This window comes from Arthrobacter sp. Z5-13, from assembly GCF_056499105.1.
In genome coordinates, this window is record NZ_CP096460.1 from 3,631,710 (window position 1) to 3,649,830 (window position 18,121).

17 protein-coding genes and 2 riboswitches are annotated in these 18,121 nt (G+C 61.8%); of the genes, 7 read left to right on the forward strand and 10 right to left on the reverse strand.

Annotation, left to right across the window (positions count from 1 at the left end):
• Positions 1 to 13: 13 nt before the first annotated feature.
• The 3 genes from M1E02_RS16875 to M1E02_RS16885 all read right to left on the reverse strand — a co-directional run bounded on the left by M1E02_RS16875 (position 14) and on the right by M1E02_RS16885 (position 2,936).
• Positions 14 to 736: a C40 family peptidase gene (locus tag M1E02_RS16875; RefSeq protein WP_479375356.1), complete on the reverse strand. Its 723-nt coding sequence runs from the start codon at positions 734 to 736 to the stop codon at positions 14 to 16.
• 4 nt (positions 737 to 740) lie between these two features.
• Positions 741 to 918, reverse strand: a riboswitch (cyclic di-AMP (ydaO/yuaA leader).
• Between the two features lie 129 nt (positions 919 to 1,047).
• Complete coding sequence (locus tag M1E02_RS16880) at positions 1,048 to 1,875, reverse strand: M23 family metallopeptidase (protein WP_479375357.1); 828 nt, start codon at positions 1,873 to 1,875, stop codon at positions 1,048 to 1,050.
• Positions 1,876 to 1,878: 3 nt separating this feature from the next.
• Positions 1,879 to 2,089, reverse strand: a riboswitch (cyclic di-AMP (ydaO/yuaA leader).
• 151 nt (positions 2,090 to 2,240) lie between these two features.
• Entirely contained in the window at positions 2,241 to 2,936 is a 696-nt protein-coding gene (locus tag M1E02_RS16885) for an iron-dependent transcriptional repressor DtxR (protein WP_479375358.1), read from the reverse strand.
• 309 nt (positions 2,937 to 3,245) lie between these two features.
• Here M1E02_RS16885 and serC point away from each other — a divergent pair, with 309 nt between their 5' ends.
• Positions 3,246 to 4,376, forward strand: coding sequence for a phosphoserine transaminase (gene serC / locus M1E02_RS16890; RefSeq protein ID WP_479375359.1), 1,131 nt, complete (start codon positions 3,246 to 3,248; stop codon positions 4,374 to 4,376).
• A gap of 86 nt (positions 4,377 to 4,462) precedes the next feature.
• Here the strand turns inward: serC and M1E02_RS16895 are convergent, their stop codons facing one another.
• Positions 4,463 to 5,086, reverse strand: coding sequence for a DUF3027 domain-containing protein (locus M1E02_RS16895; protein ID WP_479375360.1), 624 nt, complete (start codon positions 5,084 to 5,086; stop codon positions 4,463 to 4,465).
• Between the two features lie 10 nt (positions 5,087 to 5,096).
• A complete protein-coding gene (locus tag M1E02_RS16900; protein WP_479375361.1) occupies positions 5,097 to 5,480 on the reverse strand; it encodes a cold-shock protein in 384 nt (127 codons plus the stop codon).
• A 174-nt stretch (positions 5,481 to 5,654) separates the two neighbouring features.
• Between M1E02_RS16900 and M1E02_RS16905 the strand changes: the two genes are divergently transcribed.
• From M1E02_RS16905 to M1E02_RS16930, 6 genes are all read left to right on the forward strand, one after another.
• The gene (locus M1E02_RS16905) at positions 5,655 to 5,885 is read left to right on the forward strand and encodes a hypothetical protein (RefSeq protein ID WP_479375362.1); all 231 of its coding nucleotides are present in this window, start codon (positions 5,655 to 5,657) and stop codon (positions 5,883 to 5,885) included.
• A 10-nt stretch (positions 5,886 to 5,895) separates the two neighbouring features.
• The gene (locus M1E02_RS16910) at positions 5,896 to 8,403 is read left to right on the forward strand and encodes a helicase-associated domain-containing protein (protein WP_479375363.1); all 2,508 of its coding nucleotides are present in this window, start codon (positions 5,896 to 5,898) and stop codon (positions 8,401 to 8,403) included.
• A gap of 5 nt (positions 8,404 to 8,408) precedes the next feature.
• Positions 8,409 to 10,064 (forward strand): DNA repair helicase XPB, encoded by a 1,656-nt coding sequence (locus M1E02_RS16915; RefSeq protein ID WP_479375364.1) that lies wholly within the window; start codon positions 8,409 to 8,411, stop codon positions 10,062 to 10,064.
• A gap of 81 nt (positions 10,065 to 10,145) precedes the next feature.
• Complete coding sequence (locus tag M1E02_RS16920; RefSeq protein ID WP_479375365.1) at positions 10,146 to 10,856, forward strand: response regulator transcription factor; 711 nt, start codon at positions 10,146 to 10,148, stop codon at positions 10,854 to 10,856.
• A gap of 2 nt (positions 10,857 to 10,858) precedes the next feature.
• Complete coding sequence (locus tag M1E02_RS16925; RefSeq protein ID WP_479375366.1) at positions 10,859 to 12,334, forward strand: sensor histidine kinase; 1,476 nt, start codon at positions 10,859 to 10,861, stop codon at positions 12,332 to 12,334.
• 95 nt (positions 12,335 to 12,429) lie between these two features.
• Complete coding sequence (locus tag M1E02_RS16930; protein WP_247048440.1) at positions 12,430 to 12,717, forward strand: WXG100 family type VII secretion target; 288 nt, start codon at positions 12,430 to 12,432, stop codon at positions 12,715 to 12,717.
• Between the two features lie 46 nt (positions 12,718 to 12,763).
• Here the strand turns inward: M1E02_RS16930 and M1E02_RS16935 are convergent, their stop codons facing one another.
• The 5 genes from M1E02_RS16935 to M1E02_RS16955 all read right to left on the reverse strand — a co-directional run bounded on the left by M1E02_RS16935 (position 12,764) and on the right by M1E02_RS16955 (position 18,103).
• Entirely contained in the window at positions 12,764 to 13,777 is a 1,014-nt protein-coding gene (locus M1E02_RS16935) for an RNase H family protein (RefSeq protein WP_479375367.1), read from the reverse strand.
• A gap of 128 nt (positions 13,778 to 13,905) precedes the next feature.
• Positions 13,906 to 15,534, reverse strand: a complete 1,629-nt coding sequence (gene groL, locus M1E02_RS16940) for a chaperonin GroEL (RefSeq protein WP_479375368.1) — start codon at positions 15,532 to 15,534, stop codon at positions 13,906 to 13,908.
• Positions 15,535 to 15,826: 292 nt separating this feature from the next.
• Positions 15,827 to 17,095: an ABC transporter substrate-binding protein gene (locus M1E02_RS16945; protein WP_479375369.1), complete on the reverse strand. Its 1,269-nt coding sequence runs from the start codon at positions 17,093 to 17,095 to the stop codon at positions 15,827 to 15,829.
• Entirely contained in the window at positions 17,095 to 17,298 is a 204-nt protein-coding gene (locus tag M1E02_RS16950) for a cold-shock protein (protein WP_479378199.1), read from the reverse strand. The genes M1E02_RS16945 and M1E02_RS16950 overlap by 1 nt, the downstream gene beginning before the upstream one ends.
• Before the next feature lie 175 nt (positions 17,299 to 17,473).
• On the reverse strand, positions 17,474 to 18,103 hold the full coding sequence (locus M1E02_RS16955; protein ID WP_479375370.1) for a LytR C-terminal domain-containing protein: 630 nt from the start codon (positions 18,101 to 18,103) through the stop codon (positions 17,474 to 17,476).
• Between the last annotated feature and the right edge of the window lie 18 nt (positions 18,104 to 18,121).

Below are 18,121 nucleotides of genomic sequence, written 5' to 3' on the forward strand. Positions count from 1 at the left end.
CCGAACGGGTTACTTAGCGAAGGGTGTAAAACGAGGAGGTGCCTGTTGCAGACACCGCGTGCAGGATCGTGCCCTGCGAGGGGTTCAGTGCGCTGATCATCATGCCGTTGCCAACGTAGATACCAACGTGGGCACCGCCGTTCTGCATGACCAGGTCACCGGGGGCGGGAGTGGAAGTGGGCGTCATGGACGTCCAGGCATTGGTGCGGGGGATGCTGATTCCGGCTTGGGCGTAAACCCACTGGGTAAAGCCTGAGCAGTCCCAGCCGCTGGGAGTGGTGCCGCCCCACAGGTAGGGGCTGCCGACTCCGGTGTAGGCGATTGCTGCCAAGCCCGATGCAGCTGCTGATGAGGCGGCCGGCTTGTCGGTCTTTTCGGTGCTGGCAGCCAATTCGATTGCCGGCTCTTCGGACTGTGCCTTGACAGTCTCGATCTTCGGCGCTGCCTCGGTAGTCACGGATGGACGCTCGAAAACAACCTTGGCGGTCGGCTCGGCGGTTACCGCGATCTGGGTGGACTGTGAGCCTGATTCCGCGGTGGCTGCAACTCCAGGATTGCCCTCTGCAGCATTGGCTGGCAGGCCGGCAGCAAGAATGAGCCCTGAAGCAGCTGCAATGACAGCAGCTTGGCGACCAACGGTTCCCGCGTTGTTAGCAACGGCTTTAGACACGGAACCCAAGGGGTTCATGCGCACCGATTGAGCACGGTGGCGCGCAGCATTGTGGCGTGAAGACACGAAAGTAGCCTCTCCCAATGCCTACGAGGTGAGCTGTCGGATTCGGATGGGAGTCACCCGGCCACTTGGCTTCATCAGAAGCTTCGCGACTTAACCCCAAGGTCTTCTTGCGAAGACCAAAATTGGTTCCCCCGCCTCTGCCAGACGATGTAATGCGAACGGACCTTGAGCGGTGGCAGAGTTAGGCAATCCACTCAAGAGCGCCAACTTCGGAAAAGTTGGCGTGGTTTAGACGGTACAGGACTTTGGATTGAATGTCACATTCAGGTCACGGCATGTCACGGGAATGTGAGAGTAGTCCATCGGCTAAGTCAGAGCCAGCCCATGGGGTCTACGACTTCGCCGTTGACCATCACTTCGAAGTGGAGGTGGCAGCCGGTGGAGGCGCCGGTGGTCCCGCTCAGCGCCACGGTGTCGCCCCTGGTCACTTTCTGGCCTACGTTGACGTCGGACGAGGACAAGTGATTGTAGGTGGTTTCAAGTCCGTTGCCGTGATCAATGACCACGCGGTTTCCACCTCCGAAGGGATGCCAGCCAGCAAAGGTGACCGTGCCGCTGGCTGCTGCGTGGACGGCGGTACCGCATTGGGCCGCGAAGTCCTGGCCGCGGTGGAATTCTCCGTAGCCGCCGGTGATCGGGCTGACGCGGTAACCGAAGGGTGACGCGGTAACGAGGGAATCTAGCGGAGACCCAAGGCTTCCGGCAGACGCTGCCCGGCTGACGGTGCCAGCGGACTGTGCACTCAGGAGTTGCTTGAGTTTGCCGTCAGGATCGCCGGTGGTGGATACGGCACTGCGGCTGAAATCGACTTTCGCGCCCGCAGCTGCGGAGACTTCGGGCTGTACAGAGGCTGAAAGCGTAGCTCCGGTGGAGCCGACTTCTCCGGTAGCCGCCAAGGGGCTCGTGGCTGGAACCGTGACTGTAAGGATCAATCCCGTAGCGGCCAGGGCAATGCCGGCTTTTTGCCCTACACCACTGGCTCCCGCGAATTCGGTGACCTGGCGAAACGGACTGCGCCTGCGGCGAGCGTCCCGGTGTGGGTCTCGGGGACGGCCAGCGGCGGCGACAGCTTCGGATACTCGCAGCTCCGAAGCAGGACCTGTCGCACGGCGACGGCCCCTGGCGTTCTGGGTGGTCAAAGATCTTCCTCTCTGGATAGCCTGCGAAGTTAGCTGTCGGATTCGGATCAGAGAGTGCAAAGATCCGGTCCGCCATGCAAGCATTCCGGCACAGAGGAGCCCTGAAAGGGACCTTCGTTGGTGTGCTTGCTGCTGGCGGACTTCACCCCGAGGCTGTTTCTCAACAGCCGGTTGTGGTTCCCCCGCCTCTGCCAGTAGGTGACTCGTGCACCTGATCTGCTGGCAGAGCTCGGCTTCAGATCAGGTAACGCTTTAGTATCGGCGCTAGTGCTCAACTATAGGTGATTAATTAGCGCAGTAATAATTTCGTTATATTTGGGCTGCTCGTACGCCCGCTGTCCCTGACGGCGGCTGATGAGGGACGGTCAGCTGACCGTAACAAACACGTGAGCCGCAACTTCAGGCGGCAGTTCCAGCGCACCTTCGATGTCCGGAACACGCACTGAGATGTACTCCCCCACGCGCTCAAGTGAAATGTTTGCCCCAGGCCGGATTCCACCTTCGTCAAGCTGAACGAGGAGTTCGGGCTCCACCTGGATAGGTTCAGCAAGTCTGCTGATTCTGACGTTAGAGTTGGCCCTGTAGCTGGACATGGCAACCAGAAGATTGACTGCCCCGTCACTGAAGGGCTGCTGGACTTCCCCACCCAGTGCAGCCAGCCCCGGGATGGGGTTGCCATAGGGGGACTCAGTCGGGTGGTTGAGCATTTCGTAGATCCGGCGCTCCACCCGCTCACTCATTACATGCTCCCAGCGGCATGCTTCATCGTGGACGTATGCCCAGTCCAGACCGATCACATCCGCAAGGAGTCGCTCGGCCAGGCGGTGCTTACGCATAACTTCGGTGGCGCGTTTCCGCCCTGTTTCGGTCAGCTCCAGATGCCGGTCGCCCGAAACAACCACAAGCCCATCCCGCTCCATCCGCCCAATGGTCTGCGAGACCGTGGGCCCCGAATGACGCAGGCGCTCCGCAATGCGGGCACGAAGGGCCACAATGTTTTCTTCTTCAAGTTCCAAAATCGTCCGAAGATACATCTCGGTTGTATCGATCAGATCCGTCATCCAGCTCAGCTCCTCGAGCTCAGTATCTTGCGTCCGTCAGCCGTACCTCGTGCCAGACCGTTCGGGCGGCCTCAGGGCCCCCGCCACGTTACCCGGCCCAGGTGCTGTACGTCAGGCCAGCTTAACGTATTTTGAACTACTCCGGATAATCTCTTGCCGCCAATGGGCAGCGCCGTTGGTCATGACCGCAGTATGACGGCCAAATTCCGTCAGTGGGCTGCGTCAGGCAGAATAAACGGGAGTCTTTGTTGCAGCAACCGTTACCTGCCGGGCCATCTCCTACGTCCAAAGTCGAAAATTGGAGCCATTGTGAGCGACACCAGCATCACTATTCCCGCCAACCTCCTGCCCAAGGATGGCCGGTTCGGTGCCGGCCCTTCCAAGGTCCGTCCGGAGCAGATGGATGCACTGGCCGCTGCGTCGGCAACGCTGCTGGGAACTTCCCACCGGCAGGCACCTGTTAAGAACCTTGTCGGATCCGTCCGTCAAGGCCTGAGCCAGTTCTTCCAGGCCCCGGAGGGCTATGAAGTCATCCTCGGCGTTGGCGGCTCAACAGCATTCTGGGATGTGGCCGCGTTCGGGCTGGTGGAACGGAAGGCCCAGCACCTGTCCTTTGGCGAGTTCGGTTCGAAGTTTGCCGCTGCCACCAACAAGGCGCCCTTCCTTGAGCCCTCCTCGATTATCAAGGCTGAGCCCGGCACACGGCCCTCCCCTGCTGCTGAGGCCGGGGTTGACGTCTACGCCTGGCCGCAGAATGAAACCTCCACCGGTGTTGCCGCTCCAGTGAAACGTGTCCCCGGGGCCGATGAAGGTTCCCTCGTTCTGGTGGATGCAACTTCCGCTGCTGGCGGGCTCGATGTGGATGTTGCCGAGACCGACGTCTACTACTTCGCGCCGCAGAAGAACTTCGCCTCCGATGGCGGCCTCTGGCTCGGGCTGTTTTCGCCGGCGGCCTTGGAGCGGGCAGCCCGTATCAAGGCAAGCGGCAGGTGGATCCCGGATTTCCTGGACCTCCAGACGGCGATCGACAACTCCCTGCTCAACCAGACGTACAACACGCCTGCACTGGCCACCCTCGTGACCTTGGACGCCCAGGTGCAGTGGCTCAATGCCAACGGAGGCCTGGACTTCGCAGCGAAGCGGACAGCAGACTCTGCCGGCCGCGTCTACGACTGGGCTGAGGCTTCCGAGTATGCAACGCCATACGTCGTCAAACCTGAGGACCGCTCCAACGTCATTGCCACCATAGATTTTGATGACTCCATCGACGCTTCCGCGATCGCCAAGGTGCTCCGCGCCAACGGAATCGTTGATACCGAGCCTTACCGCAAGCTGGGACGCAACCAGCTGAGGATTGCCACGTTCGTTGCCATCGAACCGGATGACATCACCGCGTTGTTGGCCAGCATCGATTACGTCGTGGCTGAACTGAAGAAGTAGCAGCCCGCAGGTTCTGCAGCCAAAACACTAAAAAGCGCGGCGCTGTCCGGTTACACCGGCGGCGCCGCGCTTCTTTAACGTTATGGCTAGACGGTTCCCTCGTCGGAAGGGTTGATCTCGTCAGAGGGCTCTGCCTCATCAGAGGGCTCTGCCTCGTCGGAAGTCTCAGCCATTTCAAAGGGGTCAGGGGACTCTGCAGAGGGCGCTGTCTCTGGATCAGCAACTTCCGGCACGGCGTCAGCCACTGCTGCGGCGATCAGACCTTTGGCCGCAGCGTCAATGCCGGTGTCTCCGTCTTCAGAGTGGTTCTCGATGACGGGCTCATCGTCCTGGCGCGCATCCTCCGGGCGCACGCGTTCCGCCCACGGAACCCACTCGGGCGCAAGAATCGAATCTTCTGACGGAAGCAGGCCCAGTTCATTGACGGTGATGCTCTTGGACCGGGAGTTCCTCGTCAGAACGGCGTACCACTGCCAGCCCTGGTAGCCGGCCAGCTTCGATTCGAAAAGGTGCGTGACAACACGATCCCCTTCAGTCCGTGCGGCCAGATGCCGGCCGATCTGCGAAGCAGGTGCGATCCCCTCTACCGCTGTCCGGGCAACATCCACGGCAGCAGCCAGAAGCGCATCCGGTTTTCCGGTACGCCAGACCGGCACGCCTGTACGTCGTTTCGCAGGCTTTGATTCAGTCTGATCGGATTCCGAAGTCATGTGGGAGGCCTTAAGCGTCCAGCTCGTCGGCGACCTTACGCAGGGCAGTTGCAATGGCCTTGCCCTTGTTACCCTCCGGGTACTTTCCGGCGGAAAGCGTTCCCGACAGGTTATCCAGTACGGTCACCAGATCCTGGACCATAGGTGCCAGGTCCTTCGCGTTGGTGCGCTTCGCCTTGGCGATGGACGGCGTCTTGTCCAGGACCCGCAAACCCAGAGCCTGGGCGCCCTTCCGGCCGTCGGCTACGCCGAACTCAACACGTGTTCCTGCCTTGAGTTCCGTTATGCCCTCGGGCAGCGAAGATTTGGGCAGGAACACCTCTTGGCCATCTTCCCCTGCAAGGAAACCGAAACCTTTGTCCTTGTCGTACCACTTGACCTTGCCGGTGGGCATGCAATCAACCTTCTTCGTTCTTCTGCGACTGGGAAACAGTCGTCCGGCACCGCACAATTTCGCGGGTTTGGGCAGGACGCCTGATCCATATTGGTCTGTTACGTCAACATTATCCTGCCGGACCCCTGTTTCCTGCTTTCAGCCCTCCTGCTCCGGGGCTGTTAGCGTTGCGTCATGATTCCCTCGAGCTTCCAGCGGCCTCTCCAGATAGTGGCCGCGGCCGTGGCCATTCTCTCCCTGATTGCGGTCGGCGCCGTGATGGCCTTGGCTTTTGCCGACATTGTGGCACCAGTCTGGATTACTTCTACGGCACTGTACGGCTTACCCCTCGCATTCCTCCTGATGCTGGCCCTGATTGCGGACGGAGTAGCCCGCCGGCGGGCAGGAAACTCCTCCGGGCGGTAACGTTGGACTGATGTCCCTTATTCGCGCGCTCAGCAAAGAATTGGAGGCGCGCAGCGATGAATCGTTGCGGGCTCTTTTCTCCGCGCGGCCGGACCTTATTTCCCCTGGCGTGCCCGATTTCGCTGCATTGGCGGCGCGGGCCAGCGGCAGGGTCAGTGTCCAGCGTGCCTTGGAGCGGCTGAACCGGCCCCAGATGCAGGTGCTGGAGGCGCTGCACCTCTGCACCAACACTGATACCGGTCGCAGCGCGTCAGCTCCGGTACTGAAGAGGGTAATAACAGGTTCCACTGTTTCGGTGATCGAGCAGCTGCTGCACTCGCTTCAGGAGCTGGCACTGGTGCAACGGGCCGAACCTCCCCACGGAACGGCTCCAGCGGCGGCTAAGCACAGGTTCTATCTTCCCGTTGGAAGTCTCAGGGACGTCGTCGGAATTTATCCCGCAGGACTGGGTCGCAGCTACACGGAACTGGTCCGCCTGCAACCGGCATTTTCCCAGCGGGTCGTGCAGATCGTGTCAGAGCTCCGTGCAGCCGGTGCAGAGATTCATCCCGCCACCACCCCCATGGACGCAGCGCTGGCTCTCCAACATTGGACCTCTTCACCGGAGTCGCTGCAGGAGATCCTTGCCGCTGCACCAGGCCGAACCACAGCGCTGCTCGCCCGGTTTGGAAACTGGGCCATGGGAGCTGTCCCCCAGGCACAACGCCGGACATCGCTCGCAAACGAAAGTCACGACGTCGGGCCTGTCGACTGGCTCTTGGCCAGGGGCCTGCTCGTCCCCCTGGACGCCGCCCACGTGGAACTCCCGCACAGTGTGGGCATGTCCCTCCGCGGAGGGGCAATTATCGAGCACTTCACCTTGGCGCCGCCGATGCCGAAACTCGGATTCACCACGTCAGCGTTGCGACGGAACGCCGCCCTTGGTGCGATCGCCGAAACTCTTCGCTTGACCGGTGAGTTGCTCTTTGTCATCCGCGCTCAACCTCTGATGACCCTGCGCAGCGGCGGCGTGGGGGTCCGCGAGATGAGGCGCATTGCTGAGGCGCTGAGGATTGAACTGCATCAAGCCAGCCTCCTCGTTGAGCTGTGCGCCCTCGCCGGGCTCCTGCGGCTCGACGTCGACAGCTCTTCGTGGGTTCAGCCCCCGCAGCTGGAGTGGCTCACTCTTCCCCGCCAGGAGCAGTGGCTGTGGCTGGTCAATGCCTGGCTGGCCAGCGAACGCGCTCCCTCTCTCGTCGGCCAACCAATGTCGGCTCAAGGAGCCGGAACTAACCGTGGAGCGGCGGGCACCATCGTCAACGCGCTATCGGCGGAGGCCCAACGCCCCGATGCCCCGATCGTGCGGAAGCGGATCCTGGAGATACTGCACGAGTTGACCGTTGAGGCTGCTGCGCCTGACGGCAAAGCCCCGGTACTGGATGCCGACGCGGTCTTGGAGCGTGCCGAATGGGCCCAGCCCCGCATGGCCCGGCGCTTCGGCTCCCTGATCCGGGGCGTGCTGGCCGAGGCTGAAATGCTGGGTCTGATCGGATCCGGGGCACTCAGCCAACTTGGTGCCGCCCTGGCCTCAGGCCGTCCTGATGATGCTCTCGGCATTCTGGGAGAGCACCTGCCAGCAGCCCTGAACCATGTACTGCTGCAAGCGGACCTTACTGCCGTTGCGCCGGGGTACCTAGCGCCGGAACTCAGCGAGAAGCTGCTTTCGATGGCCGACGCCGAAGGCCAGGGACCGGCAACCATCTACCGGTTCTCCGTGCCCTCCATTAGGCGTGCACTCGACGCCGGCATGGACGCCGCCCTGATCATGGAGTTCCTCCGCAGCCATTCCGCCACCGCAGTTCCACAGCCGCTGCAGTACCTCGTGGAAGACACCGCGGCCAGGCACGGCAGATTGCGTGTGGGCGCGGCAACCAGTTTCATCCAGGCAGATGACGAAGATACGCTCGTTGAGCTCCTCAACAACTCCAATGCTGCCGGTCTGGGTCTCATCCGGCTGGCTCCGACAGTCCTCGTTTCGTCCTCCGCACCGCGTGAAACCGCCCAGGTTCTGCGTGGCCTGGGCCTCTCTCCGGCGATGGAAGACCAGGAGGCCGCCGTCGTCCGGCTGCGCCGCACCACAGCGGTGGCCGGCAGCGGCGTACCCGTATATACCGCGCCGCGGACAGCACCCCCTGAAGCGGATGTGACTGCACAGCTCACCGTTCTCCGGCAGGACCGCAATGAACATGGCCGCCGGCCGTCAGCCCTCCCGGGGGACTCCGGGATCAAAGGCCTTCCGGAGCCCATCCATAACGGTGAAGAAGTGACCCAGCTCGGGTTGGAGACACTGCAAAAGGCGATTCGGCTCAAGCAACGCGTCACGATGAACATTGTGGACAACCTCGGGAATGCGAACAGGGAAACGGTTGTTCCGGTAGCTGTGTCAGGCGGCAGGGTCCGCGTGTTCGACCCCCACAAAGAGATCGAGCGCGTCCTATCCATCCACCGCATTATCGACGTTGAACCAGCAGAGGAATAGCCCCAGTGTCTGACGGCCCGTTAATTGTCCAGAGCGACAAAACCATCCTCTTGGAAGTGGACCACGAGCTCGCCACGGAGGCCCGCCATGCCATTGCGGCGTTTGCCGAGTTGGAACGGGCTCCCGAGCACGTCCACAGTTACCGCCTCACCCCGCTGGGACTGTGGAATGCACGGGCCGCCGGGCTGGACGCCGAACAGGTCCTTCACACGCTGCTGAAGTATTCGCGGTTCCCCGTTCCGCACTCGCTGCTGGTGGACGTCGAGGAGACAATGTCCAGGTACGGCCGGCTGCGTCTGGAGAAGGATCCGCAACACGGCTTGGTCATGCGCACCGATGACTACCCTGTGCTCGAGGAGGTCTCGCGGGCGAAAAAAATCCAGCCGTTGCTCGGCCCGCGGATTGACGGCGAGACGGTAGTTGTCCATTCGTCTGCCCGTGGCCAGCTCAAGCAGCTGCTGCTCAAAATCGGCTGGCCAGCCGAGGACCTCGCAGGCTATGTCGACGGCACCCCCCATCCCATCCTGCTTAACGAGACGGGATGGAAGCTCAGGCCCTACCAGCAGCTGGCGACCGAAAACTTCTGGGCCGGCGGCAGCGGCGTCGTCGTACTTCCCTGCGGCGCGGGAAAGACAATCGTGGGTGCAGCGGCAATGGCCACCAGTTCCACCACCACGCTCATTTTGGTCACCAACACCGTAGCTGCCCGGCAGTGGAAGGACGAACTGCTGAAGCGGACCTCTCTTACTGAGGAGGAGATCGGCGAGTATTCCGGTTCCGTCAAGGAGGTGCGGCCGGTTACCATCGCCACTTACCAGGTCCTGACGACCAAGCGAGGGGGCCTGTATCCGCATCTGGAGCTCGTGGACGGAAATGACTGGGGCCTCATCATCTACGACGAAGTCCATTTGCTGCCCGCTCCGATCTTCCGGATGACAGCGGATCTGCAGGCGCGACGCCGTCTGGGCCTCACCGCCACCCTGGTCCGGGAAGACGGCCGGGAAGGGGAGGTCTTCAGCCTGATTGGCCCCAAGCGTTACGATGCGCCCTGGAAGGACATCGAAGCCCAGGGCTACATTGCTCCCGCGGATTGTGTCGAAGTCCGGATCGATCTTCCTCGTGATGAGAGGGTTGCCTACGCCATGGCCGACGACGCCGACAAGTACCGTCTGTGTGCCACGTCAGAGACGAAGACCCGCCTGGTGGAGGATCTTGTGGCCCTGCACCGCGGCGAGCAGCTCCTGGTCATCGGGCAGTACATAGATCAGCTCGACGATATCGCCGAAAGGCTCCAGGCACCTGTAATCAAGGGTGAGACGCCGGTGCGGGAGCGGCAGAAGCTGTTTGACGCCTTCAGGTCCGGAGAGCTCACAACCCTGGTGGTCTCCAAGGTGGCGAACTTCTCCATAGACCTGCCAGAAGCGTCGGTAGCTATTCAGGTCTCAGGTTCCTTCGGTTCCAGGCAGGAGGAAGCCCAGCGTCTGGGCAGGCTCCTCCGCCCGAAACAGGACGGTCGCTCGGCCCGTTTCTACTCCCTGGTTGCCCGGGACACGCTGGACCAGGACTTCGCCGCCCGCCGGCAGCGTTTCTTGGCCGAGCAGGGGTACGCCTACAGGATTATGGACGCCAAGGATGTCGGCAGGAACCCCCAGGAAGCCTGAAGGTCCGAAGCCTTGGCATGGCCATGAAACATACTGCTGCCATCCAGAAAACTCCCAGACACTGGGAGCATTATGGGAAGTATGAAAAAGAATGGGCCAGAAGCCAAGCTCCTCGTTGTCGACGACGAACCAAACATTCGTGAGCTGCTGTCCACCTCGCTTCGATTCGCAGGCTTCGAAGTGGTCTCCGCCGGAAACGGCCGGGACGCCTTGGCAGCAGCCGAGCTCCATGCGCCTGACCTGGCCGTCCTCGACGTGATGCTGCCTGACATGGACGGCTTTACTGTCACGCGGCGCCTTCGGGCCGCCGGCAAGCACTTCCCCGTCCTTTTCCTGACCGCAAAGGATGACACGGAAGACAAAGTTACAGGCCTGACCGTTGGCGGCGATGATTACGTCACCAAACCATTCAGCCTGGACGAGGTAGTGGCCCGCATCCGTGCCGTCCTGAGACGCACGCAGCCACTGATCGACGACGACGCGGTTATCCGTGTAGACGATCTCGAGCTCGACGACGACGCGCACGAAGTCCGCCGGGGCGGCACCGTTATTGAACTTTCCCCCACGGAGTTCAAGCTTCTGCGCTACCTCATGCTCAACCCGAACCGGGTGCTCTCCAAGTCCCAGATCCTCGATCATGTATGGGAGTACGACTTCAACGGAGACGCCTCGATCGTGGAATCCTACATTTCCTATCTGCGCCGCAAAGTGGACATCGATCCCGACGCCCCCGCGCTCATCCAGACCAAGCGCGGCGTTGGATACGTGCTGCGAACGGCTGAGAAGCGCTGACCTTGCTGCGGCGTTGGAAGTCGGCCTCCCTTAGGTCGCAACTCGTGGCCATCATGATGGCGCTGATGCTGGTGGCCCTGACGGTCACCGGGGCCGGAACCCTGACGCTGCTGCACAGCTATTTGCAGGGGCAGGTGGACGACAAGCTCAAGGCGGCCCTCGACTCGGCGCGCCGGCAGCAGTCATTCAGCCAGTTGCAGGAACAGAACCCTTCTGTGCCCACGGACTACTCGCTCATCCTTTTTAGCCCCGGCCAACAGCCCTTCCCGTTCGGCGGCAGCAAGGTTTCCCGTCCTGACATCGAGGACATTTCTCCTGCCCAGGCGGAGGCACGGAAATATGTCCCATTCCAGGTGCGCGGGACCGACGGCGGCAATTGGAGGGTTGTGGCCGTTAACGTGTTGGATGGAAACCAGCGCAATGCCGTGGTGATCGTAGGCCTGCCGCTGGCTCCGGTGGACGAAGTCATGGAGCATGCTGTCCTGGTGGTGGTTGGCGTGGGACTCCTGACATTGGTGTTGGCCTTCTTCATAGCCACCTGGACAGTGTCGCGTTCCTTCCGGCCGTTGGGACGGGTCGAAAAGACAGCTGCGGCGATCGCTGCCGGAGATCTTTCGCGTCGGGTGGACGTTGAAAACCCCAGCACCGAGGTTGGCAGGCTGGCGAGCTCACTCAACGCGATGCTTGCGCACATTGAATCGGCTTTCGCCGCACGCCTCGCATCGGAAGAGCGTATGCGGCGCTTTGCAGCCGATGCCTCCCATGAGCTCCGCACACCTTTGGTTACCATCCGAGGCTTCTCAGAACTGTATCGCCACGGCGCCCTGGCTTCGAAGGAGGACGTGGGCACGGCTATGGGCAGGATCGAAAGCGAAGCCAAGAGAATGGGCAGAATGGTTGAGGATCTCCTGCTGCTTACCCGCCTGGATGAGCAGCGGCCGCTGCAACAAAAGCCCGTTGACCTCATGCTTGTTGCCCACGACGCCGTGGTGGACACCCAGGCCAGCCAACGTCAGCGGGAGATTAGCCTGCTGGGGCTCGACGGCGGCCCGGCAGCACCAGCGCCCGTTCTGGGAGACGAAGCAAAGTTGCGGCAGGTGGTCGGAAACCTTGTGGGAAACGCCCTCCGGTACACCCCCGAGGGCACACCGATCGAGCTCGCAGTGGGTGTGAAGACTGACGATCAGGGTGTCCGGCACTCCGTTATTGAAGTTCGGGATCATGGACCAGGCATCCCGGACGAGGAGGCACCGAAGATCTTCGAGCGCTTCTACCGCGCGGACACCTCAAGGACCCGCGAAACCGGCGGCAGCGGGCTGGGGCTGGCAATTGTGGCCGCCATCGTGGGCTCACATACCGGAACTGTCAGGGTTCAACACACTGAAGGAGGAGGAGCCACTTTGGTTGTCACCCTCCCCCACCATGATGATCCGGCCGAAACGAAAGACGACGTCGAGGTTATCCACATACAGGGATAGGCAATGGCAGTGGCTTACGCCGATTCCGTAGGCTCGATGCAGGGGCTGGGACAACCGGTCTTGCTGTTTACAGACGAGCGTCGAGAGGCACTGCCATGAGCATCATTTCCGTCGATACCGAACTTCTCCAGGTCAAGTCAGCTAACGTCAAGGCCACGGTGGACCGTATCAGCGCCGATGTCCAGACCATGAAACGTGGTCTGGACGAACTGCAGGCAACGTGGCGTGGTTCGGCCGCCACCAACTTCCAGTCCCTGGTCACCGAATGGACGCTGACGCAGGGCAAGGTGGAGGCCTCCCTGGCATCCATAAATCTTGCCCTGAGTTCGGCGGCTGCCAGTTACGCCCAGGCTGAGCAAGGCAACGTGCAGCGCTTCAGTTAGCGGCAAGTAGGGCACTGCTAAGGAAGCAGAGCCGGCCTCTCGGCGCTCAGACTTCGCTGGTGGCCTGGTGAAAACGGATCCGCCATTGTGTACCTTCAAGAACCCAAAGGGAGCTGCGGAGCGTGGTCCCCGTCCGAGTATGGCCACGGTAGGTGAGCAATACAGCGGTAGAGCAGATCCGGTCGGCAGCCAGGAGCTCCAGTTCAGTCCGCAGTCCCGGATTCTCTTCCAGCTCCGTCATCATGGCGTCGCGGGTCCAGAGCCGCCCTGAGCTTCCGATCTCCGTAAAATCCCGGTGCAGCAGGACTCCAGTGCGCCCAATGTCTGCCCGGACCTCGGGGGTGAGTAATTCCCGCTCAAGCTCCTCGACAATGGCTTCCGGGGCAGCCTCAGGGGCCGATGGCACGGCAAACGGATCGGCCTCGAGTTCGCTGAAAAGATCCGGCTCCTCGTACAGTGCTGCCTCGCCATAGCTATGGGAGGCGCCAGCTCCTGATGTTCCGGATTGAGGCATTGGAGCTGCAGGGAGCGGCTCCCGTAAACCGGACCGGCCGCTTTCTTTAGAACCTATTGTGACGGTTTCAGCCACAGCGAAGCCTTCAAATCCCGGCCCGGTCCGGACAGCAATACCCTGCTGGTACGCCGTGGCTGCTGCCCGGGCACGCTCGTCGGCAGCTTCGTTCAGCTCGTGTCCTGCATGTCCCCGAACCCACTCGAAGGTGTACTTGCGACCCTTTATGGCCTGATCAATCTCCTTCAAGAGATCAACGTTGAGTACAGCCTTGCCGTCCGCCTTGCGCCAGCCTTTGCGCTTCCACCCCGGCATCCATTTTGTGACCGAGTTGATGACGTACTGGCTGTCGCACAAGATCCGCAGGTCTTCATCGGGCAAATGCGCGGTGGCACGGAACAAGTCCAGCACGGCCATAAGCTCGCCCTGGTTGTTGGTGCCGTGCGGCCAACCTCCGGCCCGCCAGCAATCCTCGTCTACGAACCAGGCCCATCCGGCCGGACCAGGATTTCCTAAAGCCGAACCGTCGGCTGCTGCAATTATCGTCACCTGAACATCCTGCCAGAACGGGCCGTCACTATCAGCTTTCCCGCACCTCGCCGAACTATGGACAGACAAAAGTACGGCCCCCTCAACAGAGGGGGCCGTACTTTTGATCTTCAGGCTAAAGCAGGGGGTTAGAAACCGCCCATGCCGCCCATCTCGTCGCCGCCACCCATGGCCGGAGCGTTCTTCTCCGGCTTGTCGGCCACAACGGCCTCGGTGGTGAGGAACAGACCAGCGATGGAAGCCGCGTTCTGCAGGGCAGAGCGGGTTACCTTGACGGGGTCGTTGATACCAGCAGCAAGCAGGTCGACGTACTCGCCGGTTGCTGCGTTCAGACCGTGCCCGGCGGGCAGGCCGCGGACCTTGTCCACAACAACACCCGGTTCGAGGCCGGCGTTGAAAGCGATCTGCTTCAGCGGGGCATCAATGGCAACGCGGACGATGTTGGCGCCTGTGGCCTCGTCACCCTCGAGCTGCAGGTTGGCAAATGCCTTGAGGCCGGCCTGAATCAGTGCAACGCCACCACCGGCGACGATGCCTTCTTCAACGGCAGCCTTTGCGTTGCGGACAGCGTCCTCAATGCGGTGCTTGCGTTCCTTGAGCTCAACCTCGGTTGCGGCACCGGCCTTGATGACTGCAACGCCACCGGCCAGCTTGGCCAGGCGCTCCTGCAGCTTCTCGCGGTCGTAGTCCGAATCGGAGTTTTCGATTTCTGCGCGGATCTGTGAAACGCGGCCGGCGATCTGGTCGGCGTCGCCTGCACCTTCAACGATGGTGGTCTCGTCCTTGGTGACAACAACCTTGCGGGCACGGCCCAGGAGTTCCAGGCCGGCGTTCTCAAGCTTGAGGCCGACTTCCTCGGAGATGACCTGTCCGCCGGTGAGGATGGCGATGTCAGCCAGCTGCGCCTTACGGCGGTCGCCGAAGCCCGGGGCCTTGACGGCAACGGACTTGAAGGTGCCGCGGATCTTGTTGACGATGAGCGTCGCCAGGGCTTCGCCCTCAACGTCCTCGGCAATGATCAGCAACGGCTTGTTGGACTGCATGACCTTTTCCAGGACAGCAACCAGTTCCTTGACGTTGGAGATCTTGGAGTTGACCACCAGGATGTAGGGGTCCTCCAGGACGGTCTCCTGGCGCTCTGCGTCCGTGACGAAGTACGCGGAGATGTAGCCCTTGTCGAAACGCATACCCTCGGTGAGCTCAAGCTCCAGGCCGAAGGTGTTGGACTCCTCGACTGTGATGACGCCTTCTTTACCCACCTTGTCGAGGGCCTCGGCAATCAGCGCACCGATTTCGTTGTCACCGGCGGAGATGGAAGCCGTGGCTGCAATCTCTTCCTTGGTTTCGATTTCCTTGGCGTTGTCCAGCAGCTCGCGGGTAACCGCTTCAACTGCCTTCTCGATGCCGCGCTTGAGCGAGAGCGGGTCAGCGCCGGCTGCTACGTTGCGCAGACCTTCCTTGACCAGGGCCTGTGCCAGCACAGTTGCCGTGGTGGTGCCATCGCCAGCGACGTCATCCGTCTTCTTAGCAACTTCCTTGACCAGCTCGGCGCCGATCTTCTCGTAAGGATCGTCCAGCTCGATCTCCTTTGCGATGGACACGCCATCGTTGGTGATCGTGGGGGCGCCCCACTTCTTTTCGAGGACGACGTTGCGTCCACGCGGGCCGAGGGTGACCTTGACGGCGTCGGCGAGGATGTTCAGGCCCCGCTCGAGGCCGCGGCGTGCCTCTTCATCAAATGCAATGATCTTGGCCATAACGGCAGTGGTCCTTTCGGGACAGTCGTTAAGAATGAACCCGGCTGTGGTGCCCGCGACGGACGATTCTTCCCCGTTGGCCTCTGTACACCAGTGGTTGGAATCTCACCCAGTCAGGTATTTCTTTCGCTCCTGTGTCCGGCTTCCGTACCCGGTGACCGGCCTGAACCGGACACCGCATTAGCAGTCGATACATAGGAGTGCTAACTCAATAATTAGCACTCCAGTGGGGAGAGTGCAAGCAGAAGCGGCGAGAACGGCGCAATAGCCGGCCCGGCTTCGCTGCCAGCGATCAGCCTGCTCCCCTGGCTGCCGACTCCACTCCAGACATTTTGGCCTTGTTGTCCGCCCCGTAAGTGAACACCATGTAGTTGGCACTGGTGATATCACCGCTGGCGTCAAAAGCGATGGCGCCCGATTCGCCGTCGTAGTCCACCGTCTTCCCCGACCGGATACCCGCTGCACACTCCTGATAGTTCTTACACAGCACCGCGTCGGGCGCCTTCCCGCCTTCGCCCGCGCTGCCGCCAGAGACGGCAAGCAGGTGCGAGGCAATGGACGTCCCGCCGTCATCCTGAGCGGCAGCCGCGGCGACGGCAGCGAGATTTACGGCATCGTAGGTTTCCGCAGCAAAGGTCATGTCCTTGAGCTGTGCGTTGACTGCCACCAGTTCGCCTTGGAAGTGGGCAGTAGGGAAAGAACCAGGGAGCACTCCCCGGGAGCCATCCAAGGCTTTGGAGCCGAGTCTTGAACCATACTGGTCCACTGCTCCGTCGCTCAAGATCAGCTTCTTCCCGCCCAGACCTGCATTGTTCAGCTCGGCGATTGCTCCGAGGGCACCCTCGCGTGCAACCAGCACGACGGCGTCGGGTGCCGAATCCTTGGCCTTTGCAATTGCCGCCCGCGCATCCCCTGGCGTAAATTCAGCGTCGGTGGCGATGTCCAGACCGGCCTGGCCAGCCGCCGACTTCAGCGCGGCGAAAACGTCGGCACCATAATTGCCGGCTTCATGGACTACAGCCAAGCTGCGGGCGCCGCCATCCATCGCGAGCTTGACCAGCACCGGAGCCTGGGCGACGTCCGCAGCAGCGGTGCGGAAGTAGTAGCCGCCGCTCTTGTATTTACTCAGTGCCGTCGCAGTGTTGGCAGGCGAGATCAGGGTGACTTTCGCACGGGCGAGCACATCGATTGCTCCCCCCGCCCGGCTGGAATCGGTCGGGCCGATCACGACGTCGGCCTTGGCGGCCACCAGTTCCCTGGCTTGTCCGGAAGCATCTTCATTGACTTTTTCCGGCAGCAGCTCAACCGGCTTGCCTTTATGGCCGCCTGCAGCGTTGATCTCCTGGACCGCAAGCCGGGCGGCCGCCCGCTGTGAATCATTGAGGAACGACCGGTCCCCCACATTGTCCAGGATCAAGCCGATCCGCAGGGTTCCGTCACCGCTTGCTTCCCCCTGGGTCAGACGCGCGTTTCCGGCCTGGCCAGCGCAGGCAGTCAGGACAAGAACCAGGCACGCGCTTGCAGTCAGGACCGCCCTGGCAGCGGCTCGTTCGGCCCCCACTAGGCAGGCCGGACGTTCTCTGCCTGCGGGCCCTTCTCGCCTTCGCCCACTTCCAACTCCACACGCTGGCCCTCGTCCAACGCACGGTAGCCGTCGCCCTCTATGGCGGACCAGTGGACAAAGACGTCATCCCCGGATCCGTCCACGGTGATGAAGCCGTAGCCTTTTTCGGAATTGAACCATTTGACGGTTCCCAGAGCCATGTTGTCCACACTTTCATTGCTGCTTCCGGCCCACGTCACTGTGCTGCGGTCGCCTTCTTGCCGTCTCTGTGCCGCCGTACTTCAAGGCGTCGTTAATTACTGTAACCAACCCTGTGGCCTGCTGTCGGGCGGCTGGCCGAATGGTGCCCAATAGTTACTCAGGCCTAACTGAGAGCTACTCGTAGCCTGGTCCGAGAACCACCACGAGGGGCTGTTGGAACTCAGCCGAAGCCACCAAAGTAGGGATGCTCAGCAGTGCCCCCAAAGCGGCCGCGGCCGGCTTCTGGGCTTCTCCGTTGTAGTAAATGACGGAGGTCTTCTGAGGCAGCCCACCCCAGTTGCCAACGGGGTCGGGAGTCCAGCCGTCCGTCTGGATCTGCCCGGCTACCCGTCCTGCCAATCCTGCTGTAGAGGTGCCGTTATAGACGGCGACAGGCTGGCTCTTGTCAACCAGCGGAGTCGTCGGCTGTGGAGTTGGCGACGGCGAAGTGGATTCCGAGGTAGTAGCCAGAGGCGCCGGGCTCTGGGACGCCTCGGGCGTTGTGGACGGGGTGGCACCGGCCTCGACGGAGGTGGTGCCTGAGGCGGAGCTGGATCGTCCGAACATGGCCAAAGGATCGGCGGAGGAGATGCCAAGTTTGGGGAAAAGGATGAAGGCGGCGAGCCCCACACCCAAAGCAGCTACTCCTACTGCCAGCACGGGACCCAACTTACGCTTGGCAGGGCCAGCGGCCACCCGGTGGACACCTTGGCGCGACGATGCCTCCGGAATCCTGTCAAATTCATCCCGTGCGTACTTGGTCATGATTGAACGGTGTCCTTG